Raw genomic sequence first — 12,762 nt, forward strand, 5'->3', positions numbered from 1 at the left:
GTCGACCTGGGGCGACCGGCTCACCCGGAAGTGCCGGGACACCCGCGCTCGCCGCCGCCGGGCGGACGGTCGATGCTCCGCAGCAGGGAGCGGAGCTCGAAGGCATCCCGGTGGCCGAGGTCGTCGAGGATGTCGAGTGCCGCCCGCCAGGCGGCCTGAGCCGGCCCGACGTCACCGGCCGCCAGGTGAGCGTGCCCGAGATGGGTCAGCGTCGCCGCCTCGAAGAACCGGTTGCCCGAGGCCCGGTACAGCCGCAGGGCCCGCTGGTAGCAGTCGACCGCCTCGCTGTGCCGGCCGAGGCGGTGATTGGCGAATCCGATGCTGTCCCAGGTATCGGCGGCCCCGTCCGGATCGTCGAGCTCCTCGAACAGGATCAATGCCTCGACGCAGTGCAGTCGGGTCTGCTCCGGTTCGCCGAGCAGCGCGTGGTACCAGCCGACCGCGTTGTGGGCGCGGGCCTGCAACCAGGGGTCGGCGGCCTCGCGGGCCAGTCGCAGCGCCACCAGGACCTGTCCCAGTGCCTGATCGGGCAGCTGCTGCCGTTCGAGGGCGTACGCACTGGTCAACGCGACCCGGGCCTGGCCCGCACGGTCGCCGATCCCGGCGTAGCACCGGTCGGCCCGGCGCAGGTGGCGGTGGGCCTCGTCGAACCGGTCGAGGTTGGCCGCCGCCTCACCGATGTGGTGATCGCTGCGCGCCTGCATGGGCAGATCCCCCATCCGACGTGCCGCCCGCAGCGCGGTGAGGTGGACCGCCGACATCTCCGGCCAGCGGCCCTGCCGGTGCAGGTAGGTGCGCAGGTTCGCAGCCAGGCGCCCGACGTACCCGTCGAGCCCGAGCTCGGCGGCGATCCGGATGCCGCCGAGGACCGTCTCGAACTCGGCGTCGAACCAGCGCATCGCGGCATCGCTGTCGGAAAACCCGGTGCACACGGCGCCGGGCACCGGCGGCGGCAGGGCCAGCCGGTCCCGGTGTACGCCGAGCGCCCGGTCCGCCGTCGCACTCGTGTGCAGACAATGGTCCAGCAGTCGACGCAGCGCGGCCCGGCGGTCTACTGCGGAGTCGACCTGGCCGACCAACTCGCTGGCGTAGCTGCGCCAGAGATCGTGCAGGCCGTAGCGGCCGGGAGCCGGTTCGGTCACCAGGTGCGCGTCGGCGAGCTCTGCCAGTAGCGGCTCGACGTCGCGGACCGTGGCCCCGACCAGGCTGGCGGCGGCTGGCGCGGCGAAGTCCAGGCCGGGATGCAGGCCGAGCAGCCGGAAAAGGCGGGCGGCAGCGGGGCGCAGCTGCCGGTACGACCAGGAGAGCACGGTCCGCACGTCGATGGCCGCCTCGGTGCCGTGCAGCGCGTCGAGCCGGTTCTCCGCGCGGTCCATCTGGCCGACGAGCCCAGCCAGGGAGAACGTGGGATTGATCGCCGCCCGGGCGGCGACCACGGCCAGCGCCAGGGGCAACCGGCCGCTCCGCGCGACAAGGGCGTCCACGGCCACCGGCTCGGTCGAGATCCGCCGTGAACCGAGCCGGCGGACCAGCAGCTGTCGGGACTCCTCGACGGTGAGCAGGTCCAGACTCAGCGGGACGGCGCCGTCGGTGGCGACCAGGCCGGCCAACTGCCGGCGGCTGGTCACCAGGGTCAGACAGCCTGCGGTCCCGGCGATCAGCGGCCGGACCTGTGCTGCGTCGACGGCGTTGTCGACAACCACCAGAACCCGCTGATCGGCCAGCAGGCGGCGGTACAGGGAGGTGCGGCCGGGCAGGTCCGGGGGCAGTTCGCCGGTCGGTACCCCGAGTGCGCCGAGCAGGTTCCGCAGCGCCTCGGCGGGGCTGACCGCCGACCCGGCCGGGTCGAAGCCGCGGAGGTTGACGTACAGACGCCCGTCGGGAAAGTTACCGGCCACGGTCCGTCCCCAGTGCACCGCAAGGGTGGTCTTGCCGACGCCGGCGGTCCCCGACACGACGACGGTGGCCCCCGCCTGGCTGTCCAGCAGACCGTTCAGCCGCGTCAGCTCCGCGTGGCGGCCGACGAAGTCCGCCACGACCGGCAGCAGGTCGGGCATTGCACCGGCCGATCGCCCGGCTGCGGGTGGCGCGGCGGTGCGCTGTGCCGGTGCCGGCAGCCGCCACGACGCGGCGGACGCGTAGAACCGCTCCCGGTCGGTACCGGACAGGCCGAACACGTCGGCGAGCAGACCGACGGTGATCCGGCGCGGCGATGGGCTCCGCCCGCTCTCGATCGCCCGGATCGTGCGCGAGCTGATCCCGGTACGCTCCGCCAACTCCTCCTGGGTCAACCCCGCCTCCTGACGGTAGGCACGCGTCAACTCGCCGATCACCAGAACTCCTCCAGCCAGGCCCGTCGTCGCCTCGGCGGAGGCGACGACGAAGGCCGGCCGGTGGCCGGGCGACGGCAGCCGGCGGAGGATCGTGTGGACCACCGCTGGGGGTGGTGTTTCACCTGGTCCAGCCGCGGAGAGGATGGCATCGACGACGTCGAACTCCTACCGACGACCGCCAGTATTGGACCGTCGAAATTGGCCTGTCAACGTCTTCCGGAAATGTCCCGGAGACTTCCGGACGCCGTGGGCTCAATCCCGTACCGCTGGTATAGGCTGTTCACCACCAGTCGGTGGGTGCGAACGAGCCGGGTGTGAAGAACCGAGGTGGGGTGCCGCCGCGCCGCTGGCGATCGGGCTGATCGAGGATCGAGCAGGTTTCCGGAAATCTCGCGGACCGCTGCTCAGCCCGTGCTCGGGGGACGCGGCCGCGTCCGAGAGCCGTCCACCATCGCTCGCAGCGTCTGCTCGACCCGCTCAGCACCGACCGCGACCGAGAATACCTGGTCGTAATAGGACCGACCAGCCTGCCCGAGCAGCTCGAGCTTCTCGCGGCCCAGGTCGCACGCTTCGCGCAGGGCGGTTCCGATCGAGTCCGGATCCCCCGCCCGGGCGACGAAGCCGGCGCCGCTGTCCTGGGCGACCGTTGCGGCGTCGCCTTCGGCCGCGACGAGCAGTGCCCGACCTGCCGCAAGGATCGCCTGCACCTTGCTCGGCATCGTGTACGCCGACATCCCACCGGGGCGCAGGCTCACGTAGTGCACGTCGCCGGTGGCCATCAGTGCGGGCATCCGGTCGCGGGGCAGCCGGCCGAGAAACCGGATGTTGGAGGCGCCTGCCCGCGCCGCCCGGGCACGCAGCCGGTCCTCGGTGGTGCCCGACCCGGCGATGAGACAGACCAGCCTCGGATCGTCGACCCGGACGCACGCGTCGATCAGCGGGTCGAGACCCTGTGCCTCACCGAGCGCCCCGGCGTACGACAGCACCACCTGATCGGGACGGATCCCGAGCTCGGCGCGCAGGTCGGGTTGGCGAACCGGCGTCGCCTCGTCGGCCCACATCGGAATGTAGACCAGCTTCTCCGGCGGTACGCCCCGCCCGGCAAGCAGCCCGCCCGCGCCGGGCGAGACGTAGGCCACCCGATCCGCGCTGCGGTACATCGCCTCGCACCAACCGGCCATCCCCCGCGCGAGGCCCCGTGACAATGGACCGCCACCGAGGAATCCGCTGGCCACCGCGCTGTCCGGCCAGATGTCCAGAACGTGCAGCAGGACCGGTACCCGGTGCATGTACCGGGCGTACCACATCGGCATCGCCACCGAGATCGGCGAGTTGCCGACCCAGAGTGCGTCGAGTCCGCGCAGCGCGTCGGCGCCGGAGATCAGCGCCGAGCCAGCGAACGAGCCGTAGTTGACCAGTCGTCGTGCGGCGGACCGGTCATGGCTGGGATAGAGCGCCACCCGACGGATCCGCACGTCGCCGTCCATCTCGTCGACCCGACGCGCCATCCGGTAGCCGGGTGTGAGCCGGCCGGTCGGATAGTTCGGGAAGCCGGTGACCACCCGTACCTCGTGTCCCCGTCGAGCGAGGGCGTGAGCGAGCCGGCCAGGCAGCGCGGCCGGCCCCGGCTCGGGATCGAACCACTGGGTGAGCAGACCGATCAGCATGCAATACAACTACCAGCCATTAAGGAATGTTTTGCCCTTTTCGCGGTTAATGATGACCCGGCCCGCGATCGCGGGCCGCCGGAGCATCCGAGCTTTCCTCACCTTGCCGGAAATGCCCTCTACGCCAGTTATGTAGCTATATCGTCACGTGCGACAACCTCCACCGTCCCCCCAGGGTGGCCCGACGGGAGAAGCAAGACAGGGGCAGATGTGGTTTCCTCGCTATCGGACCGGCGCTTCCTGGTCACCGGTGGCACCGGGTCCTTCGGCCAGACAATGGTTGCCCGGTTGCTGAACGCCGGCGCCGAGGAGGTCCGGGTCTTCAGCCGCGACGAGTCCAAACAGGACGCCATGCGGCACCGACTCGCCGACGAGCGCGTCCGCTACTACGTGGGTGACATCCGAGACTACGACAGTGTGCTCAAAGCCGTACGGGGCATGGAGTTCGTCTTCCACGCCGCCGCGCTCAAGCAGGTGCCGTCGTGTGAGTTCTTCCCACTCGAAGCGGTCCGGACCAACGTCCTCGGCAGCGCGCACCTGGTGGACGCGTGTGAACGGGTCGGGGTCGAGGCACTGGTGCTGCTCAGCACCGACAAGGCCGTCTATCCGGTCAACGCGATGGGCATGACCAAGGCGCTGATGGAGAAGGTGGCACAGGCACACGCCCGGGACAACCTGACGGCCCGGACCCGCGTCTGCTGCGTGCGGTACGGCAACGTCATGTACTCGCGCGGCTCGGTCATCCCGCTGTTCATCGACCAGATCCGCCACGGCAGCCTGCCGACCGTCACCGAGCCGTCGATGACCCGGTTCCTGATGTCCCTGGCCCAGTCGGTCGACCTGGTGGAACACGCGTTCCACAGCGGCCGGCAGGGCGACGTCTTCATCCGCAAGGCCGACGCCTGCACCATAGGCGACCTGGCCACCGCATTGTGCAACCTGTTCGGCGTACCGGCCAAGTTCGACGTGCTCGGCATCCGGCACGGCGAGAAGATGTACGAGACGTTGGCCAGCCGCGAGGAGCTGTCCCACGCCGAAGACCTGGGTGAGTTCCTCCGGGTCCCGGTGGACAGCCGCGATCTCAACTACGCCCTCTACGTCGACGAGGGCGACGTCGCCAGCGGCGGGCTCACCGACTTCAATTCGCACAACGCCCGACGGCTGACCGTGCCGGAGGTCGAGTCGCTGCTACTCACCCTGCCGGAGGTGCGGGCGCACCTCGATGCCGCCGCGACCCCGGTCGGCGCGGCATGAGCGCCCTTGCCGGCGATGGCGGGCACCTGGAGCGGGTGCCGCGGCGGCGGACCGACGGGCCGGTTCCCGCTCGACGGCGGGTCCTCATCGTTGGCGGCACCGGGATGCTCGGCCACGCCCTGTTGCGGGAGCTCAGCGCCGATCCGGAGCTCGACGCCCACGGCACCGCCCGCAACCTGGCCGACCGCGCACACCACTTCCCGGTGCCACTGGTCGACCGGATCACCGGCGACATCGACGCCACCCGGTTCGACCAGGTCCACCGGATCGTCGACGAACTCCGGCCGGACGTGGTCGTCAACTGTGTCGGGGTGATCAAGCAACGCCCTGACGTACGGGACGCCACCCACACCGTCACCCTGAACGCTCTCTTCCCGCATCTGTTGGCGCGGACGTGCGGCCAGTTCGGCAGCCGACTGATCCACGTCAGCACCGACTGTGTCTTTTCCGGACGCCGGGGCGGCTACGTCGAGGACGACCTACCCGACCCACCGGACCTCTACGGACGGTCGAAGCTGCTGGGCGAGGTCACCGGAGAGGGAGCGCTCACGCTGCGCACCTCGATCATCGGTCACGAGCTGACCAGCAACCGGTCGTTGGTGGACTGGTTTCTGTCGCGCCCCGGTGGCGTCCGGGGCTGGACCGGGGCGATCTACACCGGCGTGACGACCGTCGAGTTCGCCCGGCTGCTACGGACCGTGGTGCTGCCCCGGACCGATCTCACCGGGCTGTACCACCTGGCCGCCGAGCCGATCTCGAAATACGACCTGCTCCGGTTGATCGCCGAGGTGTACCGGTGGCCGGGTGACATCGTGCCAGACGACGGGTTCGTCTGTGACCGGTCGATGCGCGCCGATCGGCTGGCCGAGGCCACCGGCTACCGTCCGCCCTCCTGGCCGGACATGGTCCGGTCGATGAACGCCGCCCGGGCCCGCTGGGCAGGTGCCCTGACCGAGGCGGACCGGCAGCGCCTCGTGGTCTGACGCGCCGGACCGACTGACAGACCGCTAGGGGTGACCCCGGCCGACCGCAAGCCGAAGGACGACACGTGGTAGACCGAATGAGCCGACTGACCGTGCTGGTCGGCGCGGCAGTCCTGCTGGGGGTCACGACCATCCTCGCGGTACGGAATCCGCTGGTCGCCTCGGCCGCCGTCGCGCTGCTCGTCATGCTCATCTGCGCATTCCAGATGGATGGCTGGCGATGGCTGCTGGCCCTGACGATGGCGCTGCTGGTCGGCGCGTCGTCCGATGTAGAGGCATTGGCCGACGCCAGCTTCTATCCGCGGTACGTGGCCGTCGGCGGCCTGGTCGTCTGGACGCTGTGTCTCCGCCGATCCGCCGCTGCCGGGCCGACGAAGCCGTGGACCGGTGTCCTCATCGGGTCGCTGTGGGTACTCGCCGGTCTCGCCACGCTCAGTGCGGTCTGGTCGATCGCTCCGTTTGAGTCCTTCCAGCGTGGCCTGGCCCTGCTGCTGCTGGCCGGGCTGGTCCACCTGCTGGCTCAGCGGCGGTGGCCGGACCGGGCGGTCATGATGGCCGACCTGCGGGTGGTCTACCTGGTGCTGGCCGTATCCGTCGTGGTCAGCATCGGCTACGGAGCGACCAACGGCACGTTGGCCACCGCGTTGTCCGGCAGTTCCCGGTTCCAAGGGCTGTTCAGCAACCCCAACATGCTCGGCATGGTCTGTGCGTTGGCCGTGCCGCTCGGCTGGGCGGTCTACCGGGAGACCGGGCGACGTGCCGAACTGCTCGGCATCCTGCCGGTGGCTGGCGCCCTCGTGTTGTCCCAGTCCCGCACCGGACTGGGCGCCGTGCTCGTCGGGGCGCTCTGGGTGGTGCTACGACATGGGATCGGTACCCTGACCCGGTTCGTCGTCGGCGCGACCGCGGCCCTGCTGGCCGGGTACCTGTCCGGCCTGTTGCCGTCCGTCTTCGCCGCGTCCTGGATGCAGCAGTTCGTCAGCCGGTTCACTCAGAGCGACCTGTCCAACGGCCGGATCCGGCTGTGGCACATGACGGTCGACCTGTGGTGGGAGAACCATCCGGCGCTCGGTTACGGGTACGCGTCCCGCGACCATCTCTACGAGCTGGCCAGCTACGACGAACTGCGCGGCTTCAACGTCGGGCTGGTGCACAACAGCTACCTGCAGATGATGCTGGAGCTCGGGCTGGTGGCCGCGGTGCCGCTGCTGCTCACCGTGCTCGCCGCCGGGTGGGCCGCCGTCCGGGCTCCGGTGAACCGGGCGAACTCGGGTCTGGTCTGGCTCATCGTCACCGGCCTGCTGATCCAGGTCACCGAGTCGGCGATGTTCGGTACCGGGCAGACGTACCCGTACGTGTTCTGGCTCGCCGTGGTCGCCGTCCTGCTGCACCTGCCCGCCCGGCGACGGGCCGGACACCACCGGGCGGCGGCGGACGCCCCACCGCCGTCGCCCCGACCGGAGGCGTCGCCACAGCCAGCTGCCTCGCCGCGGCCAGCACCGTCGGCTGAGCCGGGCACGTCGCCCCACCGGGGGCGGACCCCGGTCCTGCGGTAGTGGTCAGTCCCGGCCCTCGACCGGGACAACGAACTCACTGACCCGCTCCGACCAGGCCCGGTGGTCGAACGAACGGCGGGCCCGCGACCGCGCCGCCTGGCTCATCGCCGCCCACTGCTCGTCACGCAGCCGCAACGCGCGCTGCACCGCCAGCCGGACGTCGTCCGGACCGTTGCCATCGAGCACCAGCCCTTCGGCGCCGTCACGCACATAGTCGGCCAGGTCACTGGTGTGGTTGAGCAGCACCGGGCACCCCGCGGCGAGACTCTCCGGCACCTTGGACGGGAAGCCGTTCGCCGCGTAGCCGCCGGTGGGCCGCACCAGCATGGCGAAGTGCGACTCGGCCAGCAGGTCCAACACGGTCGCCCGGGGTACCCGGCCGAGGAACACCACCTCGGCGTGGACCGCATCGAGCACCGCCGGGTCCAGGTCGGACAGGTTCGCCGCGTCGTCGCGGGTGATCCCGGCAATGGTCAGCCGGACCCGCCGCTGGTCCAGCGGCGCCAGTCGGCCAATCCCCGCGACGATCACGTGGAGCATGTCCTTGCGGCCTGGCGTACCCGCGTACAGCAGTCGCAGGCCGGCGTCGAGCGACGGCGGCCGTGGTGGCGCGAACTCGTCGCAGTCCACCTGCGGTGGCACCACCAGTACGGCGCCGCCACGCCGCTCGAAGTGCCCGGCCAGGGTGGTGGAAACCGCGGTGAACCGGTCGACGAGCCTGGTCGCCAGGAACGTCGACCACCGGTGGCGCACGAAGTAGGGATCGGACCAGCCGCGCCGGAACTGTCGCCGGTCGTGGCGTTCGCTGGCGTCGACCACGATCGGGCAGCGCAGCCCGAGACGCAGCACCGCCCAGTTGCCGAGCGTCATCATGGCCATCGGCAGCAGGACCACGGAGACGTCGCCGCGGCCGACGCCACGGCGCCGCAACGCCCGCAGCACGCGGACCGGACGGGCCAGCCGGGCCCACATCCGGCTGAAGTGGTTGGCTCCCCTGATCCGCAAGGTGATCAGTTCGACACCGCTGGCCCGTGGCCCGTCCGGCGGGAACGGCAGTTCGCAAGGCCAGTCGTTGACCACCAGTGTCGGCCCGGCGGCGCCGGCGGCGCAGCGGGCGAGTTGCAGCAGCCGGTTCGAGGTGGCGTCGCCGTACGGAAACGCGTACGCGCCGATCAGCAGCGGTCGTGGCCGACGCCGCCGGTCTGCCGGCCGGTCACCGGGTCGTGGTCCGTGCTCGACCGTCGTGGTCTGCTCGGTCATCGGACTCCTTCGGTGCTGGGCCGGACGCGGGCCGGACGCCGTCGGTAGATCGCCAGGTGGGTTTCGGCCGCAGCGTCGATCGCGAACGCGCTGTGGGCGAAGCGCTCGCCGGCGGCCGCAGGGGTGGTCGCGGCGGTGTACGCGGCCGCGACGAGCGCCGCCTCCGCCCAGTCCGCCGCCGACGCCCCGGGATCGACGATCACGACGCCGGGCAGCCGCTCGTCGATGAACCGCACGCCGGGCAGGTCGCAGGCCACCGTGCCGATACCCAGCGCGACCGGCTCCAGCACCCCGCCGGGCAACCCTTCCAGGCTGGACGGGTGGATGACCAGGTCGGCCTGTGCCAGCAGGCCGCCCACGTCGTCCCGAGGCCCGAGCAGATGCACCCGGTCGGTCACCCCGGCGGCGTCCGCCGCGGCCCGCACCCGGGCGTCGTCGGCAGGATCACCCGGCCCGACGAGTACGGCGTGCGCGGAGACCCCCCGGTCACGCAACGCGGCCAGGATCGGCGGCAGCAGCCAGCGGCGCTTCTCCGCCGAGGCCCGTCCCACGCTGACGCAGACGACATCGGCGACGCCCGCTCCGATCATCGCCCGTAGGTCGTCGACCGACGGTTGACGCAGGCGGTCCAGGTCGAGCCCGTTGAGCACCACCTGGCAGCGTGGATCGTCCCGCCAGGCCCGGTGGAAGCCGAAGGTGAGCGAGCCGGGCGACACGCCCAGGACGTCGGTGGCGAAGGTCCGCAGCAGCCGCCCGCCGAGCCACCGGAGGATCCGACGGCGCAGGCTCCTCGGCGCGTTGTCGTCCCCCCGGAAGTGCGCGACCCGGCCGGGCACCCCGGCGACCGCGGCGAGGGCGAGCAGCACGCCGGAGAAGTTGGCGCAGTCGACGTGCACCACGTCGGGCCGCAGCTGGCGCAGCAGACGGTGGAACCGGACCGGGAACCACGCACCGAGCGGTACGGCGGTCACCGAGCCGCCGTACCGCTCGACCGTCCCGGCCAGCGGCCCAGGCCCGACGCGGTGGCTGAGCGTGACCAGATGCATCTCGGTTCCGCCACGGACGAGCCGTGGCAGCAGTTCCGCGGTACGCGTCTCGGTGCCGCCGAAGTTCAGTTCGCCCACCACCCGCAGGACGCGGCGGCGGGCCACGCCCGGCGGTGGGGCGCCCGGCGGTGGGGCGGCCGCCCCACCGCCGGGCGGGTCCGGATGGTCACGGACGTCGCCCTGGTCAACCACCAACTCGGACACCGGTCCCCCTTTCGTCGACTGTCGGCCGGAGCGCCGTGCCACCGCCAGCGCCCGGGTCGGGCGCTGCAAGGTCGGGCGCTGCAGGCGACGGGCCGGCGCCCTGGCCGGCCCGGTCCACTGCCCGCCGGTAGCCGATCACCGCAGCGGGCCAGATGGTGAGCAGATACGCCATGCAGGCCGCCAGCGGCACGGCCACCAGACCGAACTGGTGCAGCCCCCAGATCTTCAGGCCGGTCGCCAGGACCAGGAACGCGGCCCAGCCGACCGCCTGCGGCCGGAGCAGACCGGCGCTGTTCTGCACCAGGATCAGCGGCGAGCTGACCGCGACCAGGAAGGACCAGCAGGCGAGTCCGGCGAGGACCGGAACCGGAACCGCGGCCCGGTCGATGCCGCCGACCCACAACTCGATCAACGGGTGCCCCCAGCCGACCAGCGCCGCACCCGCCATCCCGACCACCGCTCCGTAGAGCAACACCATCCGTCGGGTGTGCCGGCGTACCCAGGCCACCTCACCACGGGCCAACGCCGCGCCGTTCACCGGCCAGACGGTCATGCCAACCAGGCCGACGAAGATGGACAGCACGCCGAAGAGCTTCACCACGACGGCGTAGTGCGCCGCCACGGCGAGTCCGAGGATGTTCGCCACCAGCGGGCTGTCGATGTTGATCGCGATCGACGACATCGTGGTAAGCGCGAAGAACCGCAGGCCGAGCCGGAGCAGGCCGGCTGCGGTCGCCCGGTCGACCAGCCTGGGGCCGGGGCGCTTGGCCGGCTGTTGGACGCCGAAGTAGACCACGGTGTTGACCAGGTTGACGGCGGGCACCGCCAGCACCGCGCAGGCGATCACCGCCAGCGGATCCCATCCACCGCCGATGGCGCACAGCACAGCCACCATGGCGGCCAGCGAGCCCGCCGACTGCCAGACGCTGCTCTGCACGACCTGACCGTCGGCGTACTGGATCCGTTGGATCAGCGACAGCGGAATGTTGCCGGCGAACGCCCCGAACGACAGCAGGACCACCGTAGACGTCTCGGCGGCGATGCCCGGATCGGTCACCCCGAGCAGCCGGTCCCAGGGCACCAGCGGATTGACCACGAGCAGGCCGCCGAGCAGGGCGATGGCGACCGTGCCGACGGTGGCGAACGCGCTGGAGATCTCCCTGGCCTGCTGCCCTACGTCGGTACCGAGCCGGCTGAGCCGGGTGAGCAGCCCGTTGCCCAGGCCCAGGTCGGCGAACCAGGCCATCCCGGTGAGCGCGGTGACCGCCATCCACAGCCCGTACCGCTGGTCGCCGAGGTACTGGAAGCAGGCCGGGGTGATGACCAGCGGGGCCGCCATGCCGGTCGCCTTCGCCGCCATTGCCGCGGCGATGCCGGACCGGACGGCACGGTCACGGTCCCGGTCATGGCCGTCCGGCCCGGTCCGGTCGACGGCCCCGGTCACCGGCTCGCGACGGGCCCGACGGCCAGCCGACGGGCCATCCACTCGACGGTCGCCCGCAAGCCGTCCCGGCGGTCGACCGGGGTGATGCCGGGAAAGAGATCCCGCAACGTGGCGGTGTCGGCCAGGGAGTGCGCGACGTCGCCGGGACGCGGCGGCGCGTGCTCGCGGTCGATGCGCCGGCCGAGCAGGCCGGCGAGGTCGTCGAGAACCTCCAGCAGGCTGGCGCGGGCACCGAAGGCAAGGTTGACCGGGTGCGGGTGACACACCCGGCGCCGCAGTGCGTCCAGGATGACCGCGCACACCGTGCCGACGTAGGTGAAGTCCCGGGACTGGGTGCCGTCGCCGTGCACCAGGGCCGGCTCGCCCCGCAGCGCGGCGTGGACGAACCGGGGGATGACCGCTGCGTAGGCGTGGTCGTGCCGCTGCCCGGGGCCGTAGACGTTGAAGAACCGCAGCGCCAGCGTCGGCAGCCCGAACGACGCCTGGTGGGCCAGGGCGTACGCCTCGGTGGCGAGCTTGCTGGCCGCGTACGGGCTCATCGGCCGGGTCCAGGTCAGCTCGGTCTTCGGCAGCGTCGGGTTCATGCCGTACACCGACGAGGAGGAGGCGACCAGCAAGTGGGATATGTCGTGCCGGCGGGCCGCCTCCAGCACCAGCAGGGTCCCGGTCGCGTTCGCGTGATGAGAGGCCACCGGGTCGCTTAGCGACCGGGGCACGCTGGGCAGGGCGGCCAGGTGGACCACGGCCTCCCGGCCGGCCATCGCGGCGTCCAGTGCGGCCGGATCCAGGATCGACCCCTCGACGACCTCGACGTCCAGCCCGGTGAGGTTGTCGCGCAGTCCGACCGACAGGTCGTCCAGGACGGTGACCTCCTTCACCGCCGGCTCGACCAGTGCGGCGCGGGCCAGGTTGGAGCCGATGAAGCCGGCACCGCCAGTGATCAGAATGCGCATGGACAACTCCTCACAGTGCCGCCCGGTCACCTGTACATCGAGCCAACCAAGGGCCGAGTAAC

9 protein-coding genes are annotated in these 12,762 nt (G+C 71.5%); 3 read left to right on the forward strand and 6 right to left on the reverse strand.

Going from position 1 to position 12,762, the window contains the following annotated elements; all coding sequences use genetic code 11:
- Window positions 1-20: 20 nt before the first annotated feature.
- Window positions 21-2,435: an ATP-binding protein gene (locus ACN27J_RS06550; protein WP_421364512.1), complete on the reverse strand. Its 2,415-nt coding sequence runs from the start codon at window positions 2,433-2,435 to the stop codon at window positions 21-23.
- Window positions 2,436-2,737: 302 nt separating this feature from the next.
- Window positions 2,738-4,000 carry a glycosyltransferase family 4 protein gene (locus ACN27J_RS06555; RefSeq protein WP_421364514.1) on the reverse strand — a complete coding sequence of 421 codons (1,263 nt, stop codon included), beginning with the start codon at window positions 3,998-4,000 and terminating at the stop codon, window positions 2,738-2,740.
- Window positions 4,001-4,210: 210 nt separating this feature from the next.
- On the opposite strand from ACN27J_RS06555, the gene ACN27J_RS06560 reads away from it, so the two are divergent.
- The 3 genes from ACN27J_RS06560 to ACN27J_RS06570 all read left to right on the forward strand — a co-directional run bounded on the left by ACN27J_RS06560 (window position 4,211) and on the right by ACN27J_RS06570 (window position 7,793).
- A complete protein-coding gene (locus tag ACN27J_RS06560; protein WP_421364516.1) occupies window positions 4,211-5,254 on the forward strand; it encodes a polysaccharide biosynthesis protein in 1,044 nt (347 codons plus the stop codon).
- Window positions 5,251-6,237, forward strand: a complete 987-nt coding sequence (locus ACN27J_RS06565; protein WP_421364518.1) for a dTDP-4-dehydrorhamnose reductase family protein — start codon at window positions 5,251-5,253, stop codon at window positions 6,235-6,237. Before ACN27J_RS06560 ends, ACN27J_RS06565 begins: the two co-directional genes overlap by 4 nt.
- A gap of 77 nt (window positions 6,238-6,314) precedes the next feature.
- Window positions 6,315-7,793: an O-antigen ligase family protein gene (locus ACN27J_RS06570; RefSeq protein WP_421364520.1), complete on the forward strand. Its 1,479-nt coding sequence runs from the start codon at window positions 6,315-6,317 to the stop codon at window positions 7,791-7,793.
- A gap of 3 nt (window positions 7,794-7,796) precedes the next feature.
- Here the strand turns inward: ACN27J_RS06570 and ACN27J_RS06575 are convergent, their stop codons facing one another.
- The 4 genes from ACN27J_RS06575 to ACN27J_RS06590 are packed head-to-tail and all read right to left on the reverse strand — an operon-like array spanning window position 7,797 to window position 12,700.
- The gene (locus ACN27J_RS06575) at window positions 7,797-9,053 is read right to left on the reverse strand and encodes a glycosyltransferase family 4 protein (RefSeq protein ID WP_421364522.1); all 1,257 of its coding nucleotides are present in this window, start codon (window positions 9,051-9,053) and stop codon (window positions 7,797-7,799) included.
- Window positions 9,050-10,303, reverse strand: coding sequence for a glycosyltransferase (locus ACN27J_RS06580; RefSeq protein ID WP_421364523.1), 1,254 nt, complete (start codon window positions 10,301-10,303; stop codon window positions 9,050-9,052). Before ACN27J_RS06580 ends, ACN27J_RS06575 begins: the two co-directional genes overlap by 4 nt.
- The gene (locus ACN27J_RS06585) at window positions 10,284-11,747 is read right to left on the reverse strand and encodes a lipopolysaccharide biosynthesis protein (RefSeq protein ID WP_421364525.1); all 1,464 of its coding nucleotides are present in this window, start codon (window positions 11,745-11,747) and stop codon (window positions 10,284-10,286) included. The genes ACN27J_RS06580 and ACN27J_RS06585 overlap by 20 nt, the downstream gene beginning before the upstream one ends.
- The gene (locus tag ACN27J_RS06590; protein ID WP_421364527.1) at window positions 11,744-12,700 is read right to left on the reverse strand and encodes an NAD-dependent epimerase/dehydratase family protein; all 957 of its coding nucleotides are present in this window, start codon (window positions 12,698-12,700) and stop codon (window positions 11,744-11,746) included. The genes ACN27J_RS06585 and ACN27J_RS06590 overlap by 4 nt, the downstream gene beginning before the upstream one ends.
- Window positions 12,701-12,762 lie beyond the last annotated feature (62 nt).

The organism is Solwaraspora sp. WMMB762 (assembly GCF_049179115.1).
GTDB lineage: Bacteria > Actinomycetota > Actinomycetes > Mycobacteriales > Micromonosporaceae > Micromonospora_E.

What these genes read in the sequence shown, in the direction of transcription:
- ACN27J_RS06555 (WP_421364514.1), bottom strand. Translation starts at nt 4,000, where the DNA reads ATGCTGATCGGTCTGCTCACCCAGTGGTTCGATCCCGAGCCGGGGCCG.
- ACN27J_RS06565 (WP_421364518.1), top strand. Translation starts at nt 5,251, where the DNA reads ATGAGCGCCCTTGCCGGCGATGGCGGGCACCTGGAGCGGGTGCCGCGG.
- ACN27J_RS06570 (WP_421364520.1), top strand. Translation starts at nt 6,315, where the DNA reads ATGAGCCGACTGACCGTGCTGGTCGGCGCGGCAGTCCTGCTGGGGGTC.
- ACN27J_RS06575 (WP_421364522.1), bottom strand. Translation starts at nt 9,053, where the DNA reads ATGACCGAGCAGACCACGACGGTCGAGCACGGACCACGACCCGGTGAC.
- ACN27J_RS06590 (WP_421364527.1), bottom strand. Translation starts at nt 12,700, where the DNA reads ATGCGCATTCTGATCACTGGCGGTGCCGGCTTCATCGGCTCCAACCTG.